Origin of the sequence: Pseudoalteromonas sp. BSi20652, assembly GCF_000239855.1 — a bacterium.
In the GTDB taxonomy this organism is placed as follows: Bacteria; Pseudomonadota; Gammaproteobacteria; order Enterobacterales; family Alteromonadaceae; genus Pseudoalteromonas.
Window position 1 is genome coordinate 20,530 of the sequence record NZ_BADT01000169.1, and the last position, 19,163, is coordinate 39,692.

The 19,163-nt window shown below is 38.1% G+C and carries 20 protein-coding genes, 2 tRNA genes and 1 riboswitch; of the genes, 10 read left to right on the forward strand and 12 right to left on the reverse strand.

Annotated elements, in window-relative coordinates:
* Positions 1–239: 239 nt before the first annotated feature.
* From P20652_RS05355 to P20652_RS20495, 4 genes are all read right to left on the reverse strand, one after another.
* Positions 240–728, reverse strand: coding sequence for a hypothetical protein (locus tag P20652_RS05355; RefSeq protein WP_008170589.1), 489 nt, complete (start codon positions 726–728; stop codon positions 240–242).
* A gap of 527 nt (positions 729–1,255) precedes the next feature.
* Positions 1,256–1,348: transfer RNA gene (locus P20652_RS05350), tRNA-Ser, on the reverse strand.
* Positions 1,349–1,399: 51 nt separating this feature from the next.
* Positions 1,400–1,490: transfer RNA gene (locus tag P20652_RS05345), tRNA-Ser, on the reverse strand.
* 219 nt (positions 1,491–1,709) lie between these two features.
* On the reverse strand, positions 1,710–1,850 hold the full coding sequence (locus P20652_RS20495) for a hypothetical protein (protein ID WP_008170592.1): 141 nt from the start codon (positions 1,848–1,850) through the stop codon (positions 1,710–1,712).
* 344 nt (positions 1,851–2,194) lie between these two features.
* On the opposite strand from P20652_RS20495, the gene P20652_RS21500 reads away from it, so the two are divergent.
* Positions 2,195–2,488, forward strand: a complete 294-nt coding sequence (locus P20652_RS21500) for a diacylglycerol kinase family protein (RefSeq protein WP_237707139.1) — start codon at positions 2,195–2,197, stop codon at positions 2,486–2,488.
* Between the two features lie 108 nt (positions 2,489–2,596).
* On the forward strand, positions 2,597–3,046 hold the full coding sequence (locus P20652_RS21085; protein WP_237707140.1) for a diacylglycerol kinase family protein: 450 nt from the start codon (positions 2,597–2,599) through the stop codon (positions 3,044–3,046).
* A gap of 37 nt (positions 3,047–3,083) precedes the next feature.
* On the opposite strand, the gene P20652_RS05340 is transcribed toward P20652_RS21085, so the two are convergent.
* On the reverse strand, positions 3,084–4,013 hold the full coding sequence (locus P20652_RS05340; RefSeq protein ID WP_008170598.1) for a DMT family transporter: 930 nt from the start codon (positions 4,011–4,013) through the stop codon (positions 3,084–3,086).
* Between the two features lie 102 nt (positions 4,014–4,115).
* Between P20652_RS05340 and P20652_RS05335 the strand changes: the two genes are divergently transcribed.
* Entirely contained in the window at positions 4,116–5,558 is a 1,443-nt protein-coding gene (locus tag P20652_RS05335) for a PLP-dependent aminotransferase family protein (RefSeq protein ID WP_008170600.1), read from the forward strand.
* Positions 5,559–5,797: 239 nt separating this feature from the next.
* On the opposite strand, the gene P20652_RS05330 is transcribed toward P20652_RS05335, so the two are convergent.
* On the reverse strand, positions 5,798–6,592 hold the full coding sequence (locus P20652_RS05330; protein WP_008170602.1) for a YggN family protein: 795 nt from the start codon (positions 6,590–6,592) through the stop codon (positions 5,798–5,800).
* A 389-nt stretch (positions 6,593–6,981) separates the two neighbouring features.
* Between P20652_RS05330 and P20652_RS05325 the strand changes: the two genes are divergently transcribed.
* Entirely contained in the window at positions 6,982–7,167 is a 186-nt protein-coding gene (locus P20652_RS05325) for a PA3496 family putative envelope integrity protein (RefSeq protein WP_007579801.1), read from the forward strand.
* 118 nt (positions 7,168–7,285) lie between these two features.
* On the opposite strand, the gene P20652_RS05320 is transcribed toward P20652_RS05325, so the two are convergent.
* From P20652_RS05320 to P20652_RS05310, 3 genes are all read right to left on the reverse strand, one after another.
* Positions 7,286–7,783, reverse strand: coding sequence for a glutathione peroxidase (locus P20652_RS05320; protein WP_008170606.1), 498 nt, complete (start codon positions 7,781–7,783; stop codon positions 7,286–7,288).
* A gap of 73 nt (positions 7,784–7,856) precedes the next feature.
* The gene (locus P20652_RS05315) at positions 7,857–8,156 is read right to left on the reverse strand and encodes an AzlD domain-containing protein (protein WP_008170607.1); all 300 of its coding nucleotides are present in this window, start codon (positions 8,154–8,156) and stop codon (positions 7,857–7,859) included.
* Positions 8,153–8,857 carry an AzlC family ABC transporter permease gene (locus tag P20652_RS05310; protein WP_008170609.1) on the reverse strand — a complete coding sequence of 235 codons (705 nt, stop codon included), beginning with the start codon at positions 8,855–8,857 and terminating at the stop codon, positions 8,153–8,155. Before P20652_RS05310 ends, P20652_RS05315 begins: the two co-directional genes overlap by 4 nt.
* A 107-nt stretch (positions 8,858–8,964) precedes the next feature.
* Between P20652_RS05310 and P20652_RS05305 the strand changes: the two genes are divergently transcribed.
* From P20652_RS05305 to P20652_RS05290, 4 genes are all read left to right on the forward strand, one after another.
* Entirely contained in the window at positions 8,965–9,621 is a 657-nt protein-coding gene (locus tag P20652_RS05305; protein WP_008170611.1) for a cytochrome b/b6 domain-containing protein, read from the forward strand.
* 87 nt (positions 9,622–9,708) lie between these two features.
* A riboswitch (cyclic di-GMP riboswitch) is annotated at positions 9,709–9,797 on the forward strand.
* 96 nt (positions 9,798–9,893) lie between these two features.
* Positions 9,894–10,457: a hypothetical protein gene (locus P20652_RS05300; RefSeq protein ID WP_008170613.1), complete on the forward strand. Its 564-nt coding sequence runs from the start codon at positions 9,894–9,896 to the stop codon at positions 10,455–10,457.
* Between the two features lie 236 nt (positions 10,458–10,693).
* Positions 10,694–12,769, forward strand: a complete 2,076-nt coding sequence (locus P20652_RS05295) for a S9 family peptidase (RefSeq protein ID WP_008170615.1) — start codon at positions 10,694–10,696, stop codon at positions 12,767–12,769.
* Between the two features lie 60 nt (positions 12,770–12,829).
* Complete coding sequence (locus tag P20652_RS05290) at positions 12,830–13,228, forward strand: hypothetical protein (protein ID WP_008170616.1); 399 nt, start codon at positions 12,830–12,832, stop codon at positions 13,226–13,228.
* A gap of 22 nt (positions 13,229–13,250) precedes the next feature.
* Here the strand turns inward: P20652_RS05290 and P20652_RS05285 are convergent, their stop codons facing one another.
* Positions 13,251–14,003 carry a LytTR family DNA-binding domain-containing protein gene (locus P20652_RS05285; RefSeq protein WP_008170618.1) on the reverse strand — a complete coding sequence of 251 codons (753 nt, stop codon included), beginning with the start codon at positions 14,001–14,003 and terminating at the stop codon, positions 13,251–13,253.
* A 238-nt stretch (positions 14,004–14,241) separates the two neighbouring features.
* Between P20652_RS05285 and P20652_RS05280 the strand changes: the two genes are divergently transcribed.
* Positions 14,242–17,184, forward strand: a complete 2,943-nt coding sequence (locus P20652_RS05280; RefSeq protein ID WP_008170620.1) for a TonB-dependent receptor domain-containing protein — start codon at positions 14,242–14,244, stop codon at positions 17,182–17,184.
* A gap of 283 nt (positions 17,185–17,467) precedes the next feature.
* On the opposite strand, the gene P20652_RS05275 is transcribed toward P20652_RS05280, so the two are convergent.
* Positions 17,468–17,941: a Dps family protein gene (locus P20652_RS05275; RefSeq protein ID WP_008170622.1), complete on the reverse strand. Its 474-nt coding sequence runs from the start codon at positions 17,939–17,941 to the stop codon at positions 17,468–17,470.
* Positions 17,942–18,276: 335 nt separating this feature from the next.
* Here P20652_RS05275 and P20652_RS05270 point away from each other — a divergent pair, with 335 nt between their 5' ends.
* Positions 18,277–18,486, forward strand: a complete 210-nt coding sequence (locus tag P20652_RS05270; protein ID WP_008170624.1) for a hypothetical protein — start codon at positions 18,277–18,279, stop codon at positions 18,484–18,486.
* On the opposite strand, the gene P20652_RS05265 is transcribed toward P20652_RS05270, so the two are convergent.
* Positions 18,483–19,085, reverse strand: coding sequence for an alpha/beta hydrolase (locus tag P20652_RS05265; RefSeq protein ID WP_008170626.1), 603 nt, complete (start codon positions 19,083–19,085; stop codon positions 18,483–18,485). The two genes, P20652_RS05270 and P20652_RS05265, sit on opposite strands and share 4 nt — an antisense overlap.
* Positions 19,086–19,163 lie beyond the last annotated feature (78 nt).

Below are 19,163 nucleotides of genomic sequence, written 5' to 3' on the forward strand. Positions count from 1 at the left end.
TGACATAATTCAATTATGCCTACACTTATTTATGAGCAACTAATCAAGAGTATTGCACCATTGATGAGTAGCAATAGTAGCGGAGGTGTTGTTAGTTAATTTTTTGCCGGGCAGTACTTACAAAGCCCAATAAAGTGAATTTAGGTTAGATACTCGTAAATTTGAAATACCAGTATCACCACATATTTTCAATACCCGAGAAGACGTTGAGTAGTTTATTTTAATAATAAAGCGAACGTTTAAAGGTTTTTACCAATCTGCTGTTTTCGTTGTTTTAATGACTCTATTTTTTGTTGTTTTTGATTGATTGATGCGTCGTAGGCCTGCTTTAACGAATTTGTTTTAGTTGCTATAGCATCAGCAATAGATGAAGCGCCTAAACGATTAGCTTTATCTTGAGTCATGTAATCTATTTGCTGTTTTTTAACCGCGTACTCTTTTTGGCTTTGTGCAATAGATAGCTCAAGTCGTTTTATGTCACGCTCTATTTGTTGAACCTCTAAGTAGTCATCCACAGATGAGTCGATAATACCTGTGCCAAGTGTAGAGCTTTTGTATGCTTCAATTACGTTTATATCTTTAAGTGTAATAATTTGTGCATCCTTAGCGCAAGGAGTTTGGCTAAAGGTCGGGATCCCCTTAATTACACACTTATATATTGTTGTATTTTGTGAAAAAGTAAAGAAAGGCGCCGCTGTGCAAACTAATAGTAATATGAACTTGATCATAGCTGAACCTAGATTGGCTAAAGTTGTGTCAATAATGCACTAAGTTATTACTGGGCACAATTTGTTTAATGTTTATAAAATTTAGGCATTAAAAATTGTCATGAAGTGATTTAAATTTTTTTGGTAAAAAAGAAGATGAGCCTAACAATATTTATGTTGTTAATTATCGGCGTTTTTCAAGTTAGTTGTCGTATTAAGTTGAATTTTATTGCGCAACGCAGTCTTGGAGTCCAAGTATCCCAAATACTTATTAGCTCCCAAAAGAGCAACAACCTCTTCAATTTCATACCAGTGTTAAAATTTAGGCACAAAAAAACCACAATTAAGTGGTTTAAATTAAGTATGGTCCAGAGGGAGGGATAGACTTGCTTACATCCATGTAATCAATCGCTGCGCGACGCTTGCAGCGGCCCAAAATGTTCCAGACATTTTGTCGAACCCTGTCGAGGGTTCTCACCCTCCCTATTTTGTACCAGTGTTAAAATTTAGGCACAAAAAAACCACAATTAAGTGGTTTAAATTAAGTATGGTGGAGAGGGAGGGATTCGAACCCTCGATAGAGCTACAAACTCTATACTCCCTTAGCAGGGGAGCTCCTTCGGCCACTCGGACACCTCTCCAACGCATAACCGTTTGTATTGATGGAAGTAAAAAAGCCACCAATTAAAATATGGTGGAGAGATAGGGATTTGAACCCTAGATGGGCTATAAACCCATGCCGGTTTTCAAGACCGGTGCATTCGACCACTCTGCCATCTCTCCGTGACGCAGAATAATACTTAGGTGATACCGCTGTGTAAATAGCAAAATGACTGTTTGCCTAAAAAAACGTACGTAAATGAGGTTTTTTTTGTAAATAATGGGAAATTAAGGCAATTTTTAATAAAGTAAATAGGTTGCAGCAAACAAGGGGAGCTAAATAAGTGACTTCATTTAGTGGTTGAGTGTTCGCTGCACCGAAAAATAATCATGGTTGGGTGATTATTTATATTGAGCTGCGCCGCTAAGTGCTAGTCTTTTACCAATAACGTTAAGTTTAGCTAACATTCTTGCTTTACGGTTAGTTGGTTTAACGGCTACTTGAGCTGATGCTGTTTGATTTAATGTGTTAATTGGTTTCATTATTTTGCTCCGGGTTGTATATGTTGAAATCGCGTGCATTTTGCACGTTGTTTGATTAAAAATACAACGATAAAAATTGAGTCTGACGGATTAGTTAAATTAATCCGAATTTATTTTGTTAATGTGCGGTTCAGTGTTTTTTATTATCGTTTTTGCATAAATAGTTAAAATAAAGTCGGCTTTAATCCCATTAATACTGGTGTTTTTGTGTTTTTATTTATTTATATGCATTTTACACAATCTTTTTTGACTAGTTATTCAGATTAAAAAAACTCAATTAAACTCTTTTTTCTTCGTTCTTAAATACATTGTTGGAAACAAAAGCTTGTCACTACTAATAATTAATCAACCAAGTATCAAAAAACAGAGCCAAAAATCATTGGCATGGCTTAAGAACATCTGTAAAAAAACGCCGCTTTTCTTATTGTATATTTACTACAACGGGAAGCTTTAGCGATGACTGTGCTCGAATAAGGTTGCTACTAAGTAAATTTACCAAAGTAGTTGCACTAGGTGGTGATGGTACATTGAACTTGGCGGTTAATGCGCTAATAGGGAGCTGCTGTACGTTAGCATTATTGCCTTATGGTACAGGTAACGATTTCTCCAGAGGGTTTAATTGCAAAGAAGGTGATTAGCGAAAGGCATTATTTAATACACCGACAGCAATTGATGTAGGACAAATTAATAGCCGCTATTTTATTAATATTGCAGGGGTCGGGTTTGATGCTCATGTAGTTAAAGCGATTAATGCTGAAGCTTGCTTTTCATCTTTTGATTACAGTTGTACGAGCATTAAAGAGCTATTTTATTATCAAGCTCAGCAGTTACAAGGTACGTTTAATAACGATGCTCGGCAGTATAAAAATTTAATTACCGTATTTGCTAATCATAAGTACTTTGGTGGTGGTCTAGAAATAGCGCCAAAAGCAGATTTAACTGATGGGCTGCTTGAGTGTTATCAAATGCGATCGGGTGGGCTTTTTTATAATGTAATAAGCTTTATGAAGTTGTTTTTTAAGCGCCATCAGCATATAAAAAACCTTAACTACAGTCGCTTAAATGCAGCTTCTATAAAAACTCAAGGGTTATTGATTGAAGCAGATGGTGAACTGGTAGGTAAAACTCCTGCCGTTATTAGTGTGCATGGGCAGGTTTTACTTTTTCATATGCCAATAAAAAAGCGCCTACAGTAGGGTAGGCGCTTTTACGTTAGTTGCGTTAATAACGCGTCTAACTGGGGACGGAGCCACTTTTAGCCATTGCTCTATTAGCTAAAAAGGCGTTAATTCGTTTTGTTGGGGTAAGCACAATGGCGTTACCTAATAGCACTAGGCTAAATCCTGCAAAGGTATTTGCGTGCCATTCAAAGCCTTCAAAAAAGCTACTCAGTGTTACTGCCACTAATGGGAATAAAACAATAACGTAGCTGGCTTTTTCAGGGCCTATATTTCTGAGCAATGCAAAATAACAGCCAAAAGCGATTACAGTGCCAAATATTGATAGATAAAGTAGTGATAACCAGTAACTTGGTGGCGCGTTTAAGCTAAATTGCACATCGTTCATTAATACATATAAAGCTAAGCCTATAGCGCTGTATAACATGCCCCATGCATTGCCTTGCAATACACCAATTTGCTTACGAGAATTACGAACGCTTACCATGTTTCCCAATGAAGCCACAAAGGTGCCACCAAGGGCAAGTAGTAACCCGACCAATGCCCCGTTACTTAAGTCGAACAGCTGTAACTGTGGCCAAAACAGACACGTAATACCTAGTACAGCGAGTACAGCACCTGTATAAATTCGTTTTGAGATAGGCTTACCAAAAAATAATCGAGTATTGACTATGTTCATAACCAGCAGCATTGAAAAGGCGATAGAAGTCATAGCGGAGGTTAAGTAATTCTGTGCCCAGTAAAGCATTAAGTAATTTAAGCCAAAATTACAAATAGCCAACAAAGCAAAAAAACCATGATCCAGTAACTTAAATCGCATGTCGGGTTTTTTGTACGCTACATATAACCACATTAAAAGCGCTGCAATAGCAAAGCGATAAAATAACGATAACTCTACCGCAATATCACCTAACTGAAACTCTATGGCTAACCAAGTTGAGCCCCAAATTAAAACGGTTGTAATGTATAGCACTGCACTTTTCATGGTTAGTCTCCAAAGCCCGATTGAATGGCTATTTTAAGACCTATCTGTATACTTGCCATATACAGAAAAGTAAAAATGTAACCTATACAGATTTGGTGTGTGATGATAAGACAAAAAAATAGCCAAGGGCATGAGTTTTTATATCAGCAAGTTATTCAGTTGATTAGAGATATGAGCGCTCAACAAGTTTTACTCCCCGGCGAAAAACTTCCATCACTGCGTAAAATGGCAGATAGCTTAAGCATAAGTATCCCCACTGTAAAACAAGCTTACCAGTCACTTGAAGATCAAGGGTTGGTAGAGGCGCGTGAAAAATCAGGATATTTTTTAAAAGTCGTTAGCATGGCGCATAATTTACCTAAGCGAGTTAAATTAAGTCGCGAACCTGTTGTGGTAAATAAACAAGCCTTAATAGAGCAGGTGTACAGCGCGATTCATCAAGCGAACGTAGTCCCTTTTGGTATCGCTAACCCAATTGCTGCTGCACCTACCGATAAAGCACTTGCCAGAAACATGCGCCGTGTAATGACAATTGCGGGCAGTAAAGCCATAAACTATGGCCCGACAGATGGGTTCGTACCGCTGAAAAAGCAATTAGTGCATCGCTATTTAGATTTTGGCATTGGTATTGATATGGACGAGCTTGTGATCACCAATGGTGCGCAAGAGGCCATGGCTATTGCACTTAAATGTGTGACAAAGCCAGGCGATGTAGTGGCTATTGAGACACCTTGTTATCACGGGATTATAGAGCTAATAGAAAGCTTAGGCCTGAAAGCGCTCGAAATACCACTGTGCCCAGATAATGGCATTTGGTTAAGCGATTTGGAGCGCGCTTTAAATGAGCATGACATAAAAGCGTGTTTATTCTCGACTGCAATTAGTAACCCTGTGGGCAGCTTTATGCCTGATACAAATAGACAGCAGCTGGTGGAGCTACTCGAAAGTCACGACGTAGTGCTTATTGAAGATGACGTTTACGGCGATTTATATTTTACGGCAAAACGAGGCACACCTGCTTTAGCGTATTCTAAAAAAGGATTAGTGATCAGTTGCTCATCTTTTTCTAAAACGGCAGCGCCGAGCTATCGTGTAGGTTGGGTCGTTGCCGGTAAGTTTGCAACACAAGCGAGGCGATATAAACGAGCACTAAGTTGCTCTGCTTCGTTAATAAACCAATGGGCGTTATCAGAATTTATTGCCAGCGGCGAGTACGACCGTAACTTAAAGGTGCTCAGGCAGCGCCTACGCGATAATAAAGAGCGTATGCGATGGTGTTTACAACAAGCTATGCCAAAAAATACACGTATAAGCGATCCAAAAGGAGGCTGCGTAATGTGGCTAGATTTAGGAAGCGAGTACGATAGTCAAAAATTGTTTTTACTTGCTCTTGAGGTTGGTATTAGTATTACTCCTGGGCTGATTTTTTCAGCTTCTAATAAGTATAAAAGCTGCGTCAGGTTAAGTTATGGTGTGCCGTGGAGCGAGCAGATAGAGCAAGCGATTATTACTTTGGGTAAGCTTACTTTATTAGCTAAAAAGTAATACCAATCTGCTTATATATGGGGTCTATTTAACGTTAAGAAAATTACGCTAGAACTAGGCAAAAGTTTTTGTATCTAGTTGTTCTAAATAAAAAATTTTTAACGAAGTTATAGTGCAATTTAATTCGTTAAATTGATCAAAGATTTATGCAGGTTGGTATAAGTTTGCGAAACACAAAAAAAAGCAGCATTTAAGTAAATTAAGTGCTGCCAAAGGGATGTTAAATAACGTTTGCTGTACTAATTTTGTTTAAAGCTAAATAACTGGTAACCTTTAAGCTCTGGCACTTGCATTACTAATTGCTCTTCTTGTTTTGCAATATCAGCAAAGTTTTCACATAAAGAGTTAGCGCGTTCTTCAAGTGCACTTGCATGCAGCTCTACTTTTTCTTCTATTTGTGCACCCATATTTTCCATGCGTTGTTCAAAGGCATCCATATCGCCGCCTGAACCAAGTAACTCAGAACCTAAAGCCACTAAAATACTGCCCATTGATTGCATTACTGCTGATTCAACCGCTGTTTCTATCTGCTGCTCAAATTGTTGTTCAAAGTTTTCGCCAAATTGATTAAAACTTTGTTGGCCCATTACAAATGTACCTTGCTGGTAAAATGTGTTTTCTACTTCAATTTTAATGTCGTCCATAAGCTCAGACATATTATCAAGACCGTCAATATTAAATGCATTGCCTACCTCTTCTAATGCCACACCGGCAATTTTAACACCCTCAAGCGCTATATTAGCTACTTCAGGTAATTGAGTGCGTAAGCTGTCAGAGTACTTATTCAGTGCTTCGCGTTGTGAGCTATTAAGCGCTACAAGCTCGCCATTTACGGTTAAGTCACCATGGGTATTAAATTGCATGATTTTATTATTGGCGGTAAAAATTTCCAATTCGTTTGGCTTAATGCGCACATCATTTTTAAATTCGACGTTACACTCATCATTACTAAATGAAATTGCAGAATCGTTGTCGTTATGAGCCATAGCGGCTGGCGTACAAATTAATGCGCTAACTAATAGTAATTTTTTCATGTTCGTTCTCTACTTTTTGTTGATGACGATTAATTAATAACAAGTTTGATGCCAGTTTTGTTTTTCCATATAAAACAGTTGATTAAGTGTTTTTCTTTATTTTTTAGCAAGTCAAAATAATTAATAAATAACTATTTTTTAGTCAAATTGGCTAACTAATGAAAATTAATAAATTTTATTTATCGATACGATAAAAAACTCTCACTTTCCTCAATTCAAATTTAGCGCTATTTATTCACATTACTGACATGAAGATTATTTACAGTAGTCACGTGGCTTTATTTTGATGTTAATTTGCAGAGCACTTTGGCATCAAACATTTTTTAATTTTACCAGCTATTGCGATAATAAAATCCTTGGTTGGTCTCAAACACTTTATGGAGTGGGTTGTGGGTAAGACATTTAGTTACGATGCGCTAGATGACGATTTTGTTGAAGACGAGTACGAAATGCTCGGCCGTAATCAACACGATAAGAACAAGCAAAAGGTTAAAAAGAAGTTGGAAGACTACCTTGAGCAAAAACGCTTGCGTAAAAATCTAGGCGAAGACGATTTAAGCGATTACACCGATTAAATTTCACTAGTATAAATAAAATACCAATTAATATTGAGAGTTTAAATGTGCAGTTATGTGTATGTTTAAGTTTCAATAGTATTGGCAATAAAGAGGCCTTGCGCCTCTTTATTACTTTTTAAAGCGTGCTTTTAGCCTGTGCCAAAGCTTTTTGAATTGTAAGCTCTAGCTTTTTGGGTTTAGTAAAAGGTGCATAACGTTTAATTGGCGTGCCATCTGCGGCAATTAAAAATTTAGTAAAATTCCACTTTATTTTGCGTGTTAAAAACCCAGGCAAGGCTGATTTTAAATAACGAAAGACTGGATGAGCATGCTTACCGTTTACATCTACTTTGGCCGCCATTAAAAAACTCACACCAAAATTAATTAAGCACCCTTGCTCTATTTGTGTAGCGTCCCCGGGTTCTTGCTGACCAAATTGATTACACGGAAACCCTAAAATAACTAAACCTTGGCTGGCATATTTATTATGCAAAGCTTGAAGCGACTCGTATTGGTAGGTAAATCCACATTTACTTGCGGTATTAACAATAAGCACAACTTTACCTTCAAAATCATTAAAGTTGATAGGCTGACCCTGTAAGCTTGTTGCGCTTAATTGATGAAATTTGTGCATATTGGCGTCTTTTTTATTGTTGTTAGCCGCATTTTAACCTGAGTGCAGTATTTCATAAAGTATAAAGATCGCACTAATTTAAAATTAGAAATAGTCCCATACCGGCAAGCGTTGTGTAATAAATATTATGTGTTTTATAGGCAACAATGATGGCGACTATCGCTGCGCTTAAATAAGGGTTTTGCCAGTTTAAATCAATGCCATCTTCATTTAAAAACACGATAGGCACCCAAATTGCTGTAAGCACCGCAGGTGCGCTAAAGCTTAAAAATTGCTGCATTTTAGGACCTACTTTAAACGGTAAAGCGCGGTGTAAAAATAAATAACGCGTAAAAAATGTAATACACGCCATGAGTAAAATAGTTGTCATCATGGCGTTGCTTCCTTTTTAGCGGTTAGTCTTGCTGTGCTATAACCTGCGGCCATTGCCAGCAGCGCTGAGCAAACAAGCCATAGCTCAAATCCGGTGCTTTTTAAAAGCGTTGCGCTAACACCCGCCACAATTACCGTAATAAGTGAGGCTAAATTTTTAATCCCCGGAATAACTAAAGCTATAAACGTGGCAGCAATCGCAAAGTCGAGCCCTAAATTGGTTAAGTCGGGCAGCATTGTGCCCGCTACAATGCCAATTAACGTCCAAATATTCCATGCAATATAAAAGCTAAAACCAGCGCTCAATGCGTATATTAAACGTGTTTTTGTTCTATACGCTTTTCGATGATGAGAAAACGCAAATAGCTCATCGGTTAATACAAAACTTACTGGTAAGCGCCAACGCATAGGTTGATCAATGACTTTATGACGCACTGCTAAACCGTATAAAAAGTGTCGAGAGCTAATAATAAATGTTGTGAATAGGATTGTTAGCAATGGTGTGTTACCTGCCATAAGTTCAATCGCAACGAGTTGCGCCGAGCCTGCAAATACTAATAGCGACATTGCTTGGGTTTCTAGTGCGCTGAAGCCATTTTGAATTGCTAAAGAGCCACATAAAATACCCCAAGGAATAACCGCTAAACACAGGGGAAGCATGTCTAAAAACCCTTTTAAAATAGCTTTTTTAACGGGTTGCATAGTATTTACTCTCACGGCTTGTAGAATGGCTCATAAGGATACCTTAATATTATGATGTTAAAGTAGTTAACGAATTAGATAATACTGTTTTTTTAAGGATGGGCGCAATGACGACGTTAAAAGTATGGGATGGGTTTATTAGATGCTTCCATTGGTTTTTGGTTGTAAGTATTGCGGTGCTTTATTTTAGTATTGAAGAAGGCATGATTGAGCTTCATTTTGTTGCTGGCTTTTTTACTTTAGCACTTATCGTAACGCGTTTAATATGGGGCATTATTGGAAGTGAAACCGCTAGACTAAGTGGGTTGATGCACTCTCCTCGTGCTATTTTAAAGGCACTAAAGACGCCAAGTGACTCGCTGGGCCATTCAGCACCTGGCAGTTGTATGGTAATGGTATTTTTTATAATTATAATTACGCAACTTATTACTGGGTTAATGAGTAGTGATGGCATTTTAACTGACGGACCGCTTGCAAAGTATGTGTCTAGCGATACGATTGATTTTGCAAATTGGCTACATGAGCTGAATTTTGACATTTTACTTTGTGCTATTGGTTTACATGTATTAGCTATTATTGTTTATAGAATAAAAGGTAAGCCGCTCGTTAAAGCGATGATCACAGGCTTAAAAGAGTTAAAAGCGGATGACTCTAAGGCTGAAGTAACAAAAGCGCCTTGGCTAGCGTGGCTAATATTTGTAGCTCTACTCTTGCTACTTGCATTTACGTGGGCGAAAGAACCTTTAACTTATTTATTTAGCTAAAAACACATTAAACCAGTCTTAAAGGATTGGTTTTATTTTTGGTTACATTCTTTTGTTTGATTGTTATGCTAGGCCGAATTATAATCGCTGCATTGCAAGCAAACTAATCGAAAGATTAGGGCGCAAAGTTCCCGGTCTAATACTTTTTATAAAGCGATTTTAGCGGGACTACTGAATAACGTGTTGTTATGTTTCACTTGCTCTCAGTATGCTTTTTGTGTATCCATAGTGTATGGATAATATTTTGTAACTCTTAAGGTGTTGCTGTGTTTATGCATACGTCGCTGGCCTGTGGAAAATGGTCAGCTATAGGTTGCTTAAATCATCATACTCAATTATTTATTGGCGATATGGTGAGTGTAACCTTTTACGACATGCAAGGAGAGCTGGTTAGTTTATCATTTGATTACAAAATCACCTCGCTTGGGCAAGGTGAACCTCATGCATGGCCACGTTTAGTTGCCGAGCATATTAACGTGCATGTACCTCTTGTTAGTGCAGGTAAAATGATCGAACAAGGTTTAGTTGTTGCCTATAGAAATAATGAAATTTTTGCACTACAAAGCAGTGGTATATGTAAAGCACATGTTGATTTTCATTGTATTGCAAAATGCGATGAACGTGTTGTTAATAATCTTGATATTTATGATTACGTGTACCCTGAAAATTGCGAAAACTATAATGCGGGTACAAAGGTATTGCAACCAAAAACTGGGCATGTTTATCAATGTAGGCCTTGGCCATTTAATGAATTTTGTCGCGCGAGTGACGATAAAAAGCATATGTTCGAGCCCGGTGTTGGACAAAGCTGGGCTATGGCTTGGCAGCAAATATAAAGCTTATTGTTCTATATGAGAAATTTTTAACGAAGTTAACGTGCGGTTTAATCTCTCAAATTGATTAGGTATTATTGCGGGTTGGTATTAGTAAGGCAGTTAGTGAATTATCTTCCCAAAGGTATAGCGGTTTTAGTAATGAAGCGTTTACCGTTTTAGCCCATCCAACAATTGGATGGGCTTTTTTATTTTTATGATAAACTGCAAATCACATTATTTTTTTAATTGGTTTTGTTGTGTCTTGTCCTGACTACTCTTTAAGTTTATTGCCTAATTTCCCGATTGCTAAACAGCAAGCCCATACATTAAGTACCCATAATAAAAAACGCACTGATAATTACTATTGGATGCGCGATGACGATCGCCAGGATGAGCAAGTACTTGCACATTTACATGCTGAAAATACGTATTGTGATGAACAGTTAGCTGCAATGAAGCCACTACAAAATACACTTTTTGAAGAGTTAAAAGCACGCATTGTAAAAGACGATAACTCGGTACCCGTTAAAGACGGGAAATACTGGTATCACTCAGAAGTTCGTGGTGATGATGAATACTCTCGCCATTATAGAAGCACGAGCATAAAGGCCGATAATAAAGAGCTTTTACTCGATGTGAATGTATTGGCTGAGGGATTTGAGTTTTTTGAGCTAGGAGAAGTCGCCCTCAGCCCATGTGAGCAGCTTATGGCTTACTCCGAAGATACAGAAGGCCGTCGTATTTATAATGTTCGCTTTAAAAGCTTAGCGACCGGTGAAATGCTACCTGATGTACTTGAAAATACAGAAGGGCAAGTTGTTTGGGCTAACGACAATAAAACCGTTTTTTATGTAAAAAAAGATTTAAAAACGCTACTAGGATACCAAGTATTTAGGCATGAGCTTGGCAGCGAGCAAAACCAAGACGTAAAGGTTTACGAAGAGCAAGACAGCAGCTTTTTTATGGGGCTTGGTAAAAGCCGCGACGAAGGCTTAATTATTATTGATTTAGCATCGACAGAGACCAACGATACATGGGTGCTTGATGCTAATAAGCCCACTGGCGAATTTAAAGCATTAATGCCGCGTGAAGATGGCCACGAGTTTGACGTAGATAAGCTAGGTGACACATTTTATATTGTGACTAACTGGCAAGCTAAAAACTTTAGATTAATGACGGCAACAAACGAAACGATTGCTGATAAAACACAATGGTTTGAGCATACAGCTCATAGAGAAAATGTACTGCTTGAAGGTGTAGAGTTATTTAATGACTTTTTAGTATTGAGTGAACGCGAGCAAGGGCAAGCTCGATTTGTAGTTGTTAATAGGCAAGGTGATCGTATGGCACTTGAGTTTGCCGATCCTTGTTATTATGCAGCGATAGCAATGAACCCAGAGCCAGAAATACGCACTGCGCGTATTTATTACTCAAGTTTAACAACACCAGGTTCTTTATATGATGTTGATTTAGCAACTGGTGTAAAAACACTACTTAAACAGCAAAAAGTACTTGGTAGTTTTAATGCCGATGACTATCAGTCGGAGCGATTAATGGTAACTGCTCGCGACGGAGTTAAAGTACCTGTATCTGTTGTTTATCGAAAAGACAGCTTTAAAAAAGATGGCACAAATCCGTTATTTCAATACGGCTATGGTGCGTATGGCTATACGATTGATCCCAGTTTTTCAAGTTCGTCACTGAGCTTGCTCGATCGTGGCTTTGTTTATGTTATCGCGCATGTTCGAGGGTCTGAAATGCTAGGCCGCGAGTGGTATGAGCAAGGTAAAAAAGAGCATAAACAAAATAGTTTTAGTGACTTTATTGATGTGACAAAAGCGCTTGTTGCGCAAGGCTATTGTGATAGCAGCAATGTGTTTGCCTCAGGCGGCAGTGCAGGTGGTTTATTAATGGGGGCGGTTGTAAACCAAGCACCAGAGTTATATTGCGGTGTAGGCTGTCATGTACCATTTTTAGACGTATTAACCACGATGCTTGATGAAAGTATTCCGCTCACAACAAATGAATATGATGAATGGGGTAATCCAAATGAGCTTCAGTTTTATGATGTAATTGAAGCTTACTCGCCGTATGACAATATTCGCGCACAAAACTATCCTAACATACTCGTTACTACCGGTCTTCATGACTCACAAGTGCAGTATTGGGAGCCTATGAAGTGGGTTGCAAAAATGCGTGAGCTTAAAACAGACAGTAATATTTTAGTATTTAAAACCGATATGGATGCAGGGCACGGTGGTGCATCAGGTCGCTTTAAAAGCTTAGAAGAAAAAGCCCTCGAAATGGCCTTTTTTATTGCGCTGTTAAATTAACTGCAAAATCGGAAAATTGTATTATCCTATATATAGAAGTTGATATATGTAAGGCGATTTATGTTTGGAGCACATGGTGAATTTCAGATTTGTTCACAGCCCCCTCAGATGTATTTAGAATTGAAGGGGAGCTTTAACAATGAAGGAATAACATCGCTAACTAACGGTGTTATTCAAGAATTGAGCTCTCACCCTAAAAATACTATTAAGTTTGTGGTCGTTAACTTAAAAGAATTTGAGCTATTAACTTTGGATAGTCTTAATGTCTTAGAGGCCTATTTTGCGGGTGTAAAAGAGCGAGGCTATCAACGAGTGGACTATATAAATATTAATATTATAGCTAAAGATATGTTTGAAAAAATATGGAAAAACAGCGATGTAGAAGTTAATTTTTATAAAGATACAGAAAGCTATTTATTAGTGCATCCAAGTGATAGTTATATAAAACAGAACTGGTAATTAATATGAGTATTATAAACCGCTATTGAATAGGGCTTATAATACTCTCTAAACAGCTTTTATAGCGCCTTGAAAGGTTTAGACATATATCGTTTTTTAGCCTTATTTTATAATCGCCACTGTCGGTAGGCATCAGTTCGCAGATAGCTTGTTTTCTTACCAGCGTTGAGCGATGAATGCGAACAAACCCTTCTGGTTCTAGCTGCTGTTCAATATTTTTCATGGTTTCGCGGTGTAATACCGGCGTATTACCTTGGGTAAAATGCAGCTCTACATAGTTGCCCGCGCCATTTATCCAAATAATATCATTTATATCAATTAGCCTTACCTTACCTACATCTTTAACCACAATGTGTGATGATGGCTTTTCAGTTTGTGTGCTTTGCTGGTATTGGCGTTCGGCCGCACTTGCAATCGGGCAAAGATGAATTAGCTTATCAAAGCATTTATCAATACGTGGTGTAGTTGAATCTAAGATTAAAAAATCAACAGCGCCAACTTCAAAAGCAAAACTCGCAAAATGACCCGACTGGGCAATAATGACTAACTTAAGCTTTTTAGCAAGCTCAGTTAAATGCACTATTTGCATAGGGTCAGCCAGATTAGTTAGTTCGTAAAACAGTACGTTGTATTGATCTGTATCTATTTGATCTAATCTGTTTGCCTGAATAAAAGATTGAGATTCAAAGTGACGATGCTCTTGCACGCGCTTTGTTAAAAATGTTGCAAACTTAGTGTTACTAACAAAAGTTAATGCATGAAAAGAAGCGACCATTATTTTATATCTCTTGCTGTATATAATAACAAAGACCGTGCTTAGCGGAAAAACTGTTATGAAAAGTACAATATATTTATAAAATAATTGTGACGTACTAATTCATCCCATCAAACTAGCTATTCATACCAAAGATTACGCCTAATAAATAATGTACGTAGAGTGTTTAAATAAATCCCCTTACTGTAATCCGCGAAGTAACTATTTAGTTACAAAAATAACAATTCAGGGGAATTATATGACATCAACTAACAAAGGTAGCGCGCGATTATTTAAAAAATCGTCGTTAACAGTTGCGCTAAGCAGCGCGATACTTGCAAGCATTTCATTTCAAGGTGTGGCTGCAGAAGATGACGAAATTACTAAAATAGAACGCGTACAAGTTACAGGTTCTCGAATTCGTTCAGCTGAGGCGATGTCATCAGCGCCTATTCAAGTTGTAGATAGTGCTGCTATTGATGCATCAGGGTCGTTAAATATTCAAGACTTATTATTAGAGAACCCTGCATTTGGTTCACCAGCTATTAGCCGTACTAACTCAAACTTTAATACCGCAAGTGCGGGTGTTGCTACTGTTGATTTACGTAATTTAGGCTCTAACCGCACATTAGTTTTAGTGAATGGTCGTCGTTATGTATCAGGTGTACCAGGTAGCTCTGCTGTCGATTTAAATACTATTCCGAGTCAATTTATCGAACGTGTTGAAATTATGACAGGTGGTGCTTCATCTGTTTATGGTTCTGACGCTGTTGCTGGTGTAGTTAACTTTGTACTAAAAGATGATTTTGAAGGTATTGAATTCGAAGGCCAATATGGTGAATCAAGCGAAGGCGACGATGAATCACGCCAATTTAACTTTACCTCAGGCTTATCAAGCTCAGATGGGAAAGGGCACGCGATGTTCCATCTTGGATATTCTGATCAAGGTGCTGTTTTTTCACGTGACCGTGACCGCTCGGCAGTAGACCAATTTTCAGGTATTTACTTTGAAGATGATCCAGTTGCAAACCCTGGTTCTATATTTGATGCGGTAAGCCCGTTTTTATCTTCTTTCCCACCACAAGGTCGCTTTAGCGCTGGGGATGAAACATTTACGTTTAATGATGCAAACACCCTACAAAACTCGTTTAGTACTAACGGTGGTGATGGCGTAGCTGCAAATGGTTTTAACCGAAGTGGCGTACGTACGATAGCGATACCTACAGAACGTTACTTATTTGCCTCAAATGGTAGCTACGAGCTAAGCGACAAGCATAGCTTTTTTTATGAAGGTACTTACGCTGCAACAACAACCGTTTCTGAATTAGAGCCATTTCCTTTTGCCTCTGACGACATCTATGCAAATGGCCAAGTACCGATTGAATTTAATGTAAATGGTGAAATATTGCGTAACGCATTTGTACCTGATGATATATATAACGCAGCAACCGACACCGACGGTGATGGTATGCGTGATATCTTTTTTGCAAAGCGCTTAAGTGATATCGGTAACCGTGGAGCACGAGCTGAGCGTGATACATTCCGTTTAGCACTAGGCTTTCAAGGTGAAATAGCAGATGGTTGGTTCTACGATACTTACTATGTATACGGTAAAACAAAAGAGCAGCAAGTTTCAGGTGGTTTAGTTAACGTACAAAGCTTTCGTCAAGGTTTAGAAGCTGTTATCGATAGCCAAGATTTAGATGGCGATGGTATTACTGATGAGGCTATTTGTATCGATGCGACAGCACGTGGTTTTAACTGTGCGCCGGTAGACATTTACGGTTTCAATTCGCTATCGCAAGGTGCTATTGATTTTGTAAGTGCACCTAGCTCACTTTCAACGTCGGTTGAGCAAGAAATCATTGGTGGTAATATTTCAGGTGATTTATTTGATTTACCAGCAGGTACGGTAGGTATTGCAGCTGGTTTTGAATACCGTGAAGAATTTTCACGCAGTGAATTTGATGCACTACAGCAAGCAGGTCTTAATGCGGGTAATGCAATCCCAGCAACAGAAGGCTCGTTTGATGTAACTGAATATTATGTAGAAGCAAATATACCAGTGCTTGATACTGTAACAATGAACGCAGCTGTTCGTTTATCTGACTATTCAACTGTAGGTAGCACTGAAAGTTGGAACGTGGGTGTAGATTGGGAAGTAATGGATAGCTTACGTTTACGTGCTACCCGTGCACGTTCAACACGTGCTCCAAATATCGATGAACTATTTTCTCCGCCTTCACAAACTTTCCCAAGTGGTTTAAACGATCCATGTTTAGGTGTTACTAATAGTGGCGGTGGTGCTGCTGGTGATGCTTGTCGAACAGATGGTGGTGTTACAACTAATATCGCTTCAAATGGTGAGTTCACGCTTAACCAGTCTGACTTACAAGGCATTAGTGGCTTTAACCGTGGTAACCAAGATTTAAAAGAAGAAGTTGGTGACTCTGTAACAGTAGGTTTAGTATTTACACCAGAAAACCTAATATCAGGACTAGATATTACGCTTGATTACTTTGATATCGAAATTACAGATGCAATCGTATCAACACCTCGTCAGTTTATTCTTGACCAATGTTATGGCGGCGGCGATACAAGCTTTTGTGACTTTGTAACTCGTCGTAGTGCGCCATCAGGTAATAATAGTGCTGGTTCACTAGAATTTATCGACAGTGGTGTATCTAACAGTGGTGGTTTAGGTACAGAAGGTGTTGATTTAACACTAACGTACTCTGCTGATATTGGTCCTGGTGCGTTTAGAACTCGTCTTGCTTATACTTACCTAATCGATGGTTATAGCATTCCACTTCCAGGCGCTGATAAAGATGAGTTTGCTGGAGAAATTGGTGCATCAGAGCATAAAGCTAACTGGAACTTTGGTTATAAACTTAACGACTTTGATTTTAACTGGAGCTTAACTTACATTGGCGCTGCAGACTTTGATGATCAATTCTTAAGTGGTTTTGGTATTGCTCCAGGTGGAGTAGGGATTGGTTCAGTAACGTATCATGATGTTCAAGCAAGTTACCATATCAGCGATTCAACAGAGCTTTACGCTGGTGCAAGTAACTTATTTGATAAAGAGCCACCACGCATTTTATCGGGTGTGAGCGGTTCAAGTACTGGTACTGAAACTGATGCAGGTACGTATGACCCAATTGGTCAATCATTCTACATAGGTTTTAGAAGTAAATTCTAACCAACAATAACGACACTAATATAGTTACTTAATTAGTTACGTTCACAAAGCCTCAGTATCGCTGGGGCTTTTTTATTGGAAAAAATAATAAGATCAGTAATGCTTATACATTGTTTATCCCAATATATAAGCATTGTGCCCACTTAAACCAAAAACAACGCCACTGGTAACAGGGGCGTTGTTTAGTATTGGGAGGAGACTAATATAGTAACCGAATCGCTTGATTATTTAACGATTTATCCCTATTTGTGGCCCTCTTCATTGAGGGCTTTTTTTTGCTAGTTTAGTCTAAGTAAGCCTTTAGCATCCAAACCAATTTTTCTTGCTCTGAGATGTAATCGCTCATTAGTGAGGCTGTACCTTCATCGCCTGCATCACCTGCTTGGGTTAAAATGTCACGCTGCATGTGAATTAATGTACTGTAACCAGCAAGTAGATTTTCTACAGCCGTTACGCCATCACTAATGCCTTTAGCTTCTTTAATTTCACTTACTTTTAAGTAATCAGAAAATGCATGTAGAGGTGCGCCATCTAACGTTAAAATACGTTCTGCAACTTCGTCTACTTTTAAAAGTAATAGGTTGTAAATTTCTTCAAACTTAACGTGTAGTTCAAAAAAGTTACGGCCTTTAATATTCCAGTGAAAACCACGCGCATTCATGTACTGAATTTGGTAGCTACTTAATAGCGTATTGAGTGATTTTACGATGTCATCACTTTTAGCACTGTTTAGACCTATTGCGTTTACCTGTGACATAACTTGCTCCTTGAATAACCGTTGATTTGTGAACGTGCGATAAGTATTGCTAATCCCAATGATTTAGTAAAATCGTTTAAATGTATCTAGTTAATAGTTTTAACCTATTAGCTGTTTTTGATACCTATATTCACTTTAGACTATTAATAGATATGGGTCGGATTAAACAAAATACCATCCCTTTAAAGTAAATAAATCTTAAATCAGTATGAAATATGATCTAAAACAAACTTTATTCAAGCTAATAGCTTAGCTATTTTTTTATTGATGCAGGTCAAAAATCACTCTACTTAACGGTGCATAATAATGTTGTCGAAATAATTAGGAGAGATAGCATGCATGCAAAAACAGCAAAACAAAATAAATCAGAATTAATAGTGGTAGGTATTGCAGTCGTCGCATTTGTACTTGGTTTAGTAGCACACCTGGCGGGTGCGAGCTTTGCGAACTCAGACCTTTTTGGCTACATTGCTGCACCCATACCGCTCATATTAGGGATTATATTTTTAATCAGTTATAAAATAGCAGATGCTGCAGAAGACTAATCTTCACTTAAGCACTTTAAAATATAATTAACCACTTCGCGTGAGTAAATCATACTGGTATGGCTCAAATGAAACACCTTATGCTCAGCCATACCTTTAAGCTTTGTTTCATCAAGTAATACCGTACCGTCTGATTTACTGCCTTTAACTATAAGTGGCATTAATCCAATAGGTAAGTCACCTGCAATACTGTAGAGCTTAGCTTTAAATGGCCAATTACCATTTTGCGTAAGTAAAAATTCAACGCTATTTTTTAAAAAAGACTCAAAACCTTTTTGCTTCATTTTATGAGCAATATGGCTACCTTGGTGAGGAGTACCTAAAGTAACTACTTTTGTAACGAATTGGCTGGCCACTGAGTTAGCTTCTAGGTAGGCGCGAGCAACTAAGCCACCAAGAGAGTGGCATACAAGTGCAGATGGCTCACTAGCAATGCACTCATCAATTTGAGCAAAAATAGTATCGCGATTAGGATCGAGCGTATTGTAGGTAATATTGAGTACTTTTACGCCAGATTCTTCCAAGCGGGAGCATAATGGACGCATAACAAAGCCAGACATATATAAGCCATGTAAAACAATAATGTGTTTAACTTTCATATGCCCCCTAATACCAATTTTATTAAAAACATGATCATTCTAGCGTATTAAATAATCCGCTACCTGCGTTAAAAATTA

Bases quoted from the DNA above. Each gene is read 5' to 3' on its own strand.
- P20652_RS05270 (WP_008170624.1), top strand. From the start codon at position 18,277: ATGCATGCAAAAACAGCAAAACAAAATAAATCAGAATTAATAGTGGTA.
- P20652_RS20495 (WP_008170592.1), bottom strand. From the start codon at position 1,850: ATGAAACCAATTAACACATTAAATCAAACAGCATCAGCTCAAGTAGCC.
- P20652_RS05320 (WP_008170606.1), bottom strand. From the start codon at position 7,783: ATGCACAAATTTCATCAATTAAGCGCAACAAGCTTACAGGGTCAGCCT.
- P20652_RS05335 (WP_008170600.1), top strand. From the start codon at position 4,116: ATGATAAGACAAAAAAATAGCCAAGGGCATGAGTTTTTATATCAGCAA.
- P20652_RS05265 (WP_008170626.1), bottom strand. From the start codon at position 19,085: ATGAAAGTTAAACACATTATTGTTTTACATGGCTTATATATGTCTGGC.
- P20652_RS05310 (WP_008170609.1), bottom strand. From the start codon at position 8,857: ATGCAACCCGTTAAAAAAGCTATTTTAAAAGGGTTTTTAGACATGCTT.
- P20652_RS05355 (WP_008170589.1), bottom strand. From the start codon at position 728: ATGATCAAGTTCATATTACTATTAGTTTGCACAGCGGCGCCTTTCTTT.
- P20652_RS05280 (WP_008170620.1), top strand. From the start codon at position 14,242: ATGACATCAACTAACAAAGGTAGCGCGCGATTATTTAAAAAATCGTCG.
- P20652_RS05285 (WP_008170618.1), bottom strand. From the start codon at position 14,003: ATGGTCGCTTCTTTTCATGCATTAACTTTTGTTAGTAACACTAAGTTT.
- P20652_RS05275 (WP_008170622.1), bottom strand. From the start codon at position 17,941: ATGTCACAGGTAAACGCAATAGGTCTAAACAGTGCTAAAAGTGATGAC.
- P20652_RS05290 (WP_008170616.1), top strand. From the start codon at position 12,830: ATGTTTGGAGCACATGGTGAATTTCAGATTTGTTCACAGCCCCCTCAG.
- P20652_RS05330 (WP_008170602.1), bottom strand. From the start codon at position 6,592: ATGAAAAAATTACTATTAGTTAGCGCATTAATTTGTACGCCAGCCGCT.
- P20652_RS05315 (WP_008170607.1), bottom strand. From the start codon at position 8,156: ATGATGACAACTATTTTACTCATGGCGTGTATTACATTTTTTACGCGT.
- P20652_RS05300 (WP_008170613.1), top strand. From the start codon at position 9,894: ATGCATACGTCGCTGGCCTGTGGAAAATGGTCAGCTATAGGTTGCTTA.
- P20652_RS05305 (WP_008170611.1), top strand. From the start codon at position 8,965: ATGACGACGTTAAAAGTATGGGATGGGTTTATTAGATGCTTCCATTGG.
- P20652_RS05340 (WP_008170598.1), bottom strand. From the start codon at position 4,013: ATGAAAAGTGCAGTGCTATACATTACAACCGTTTTAATTTGGGGCTCA.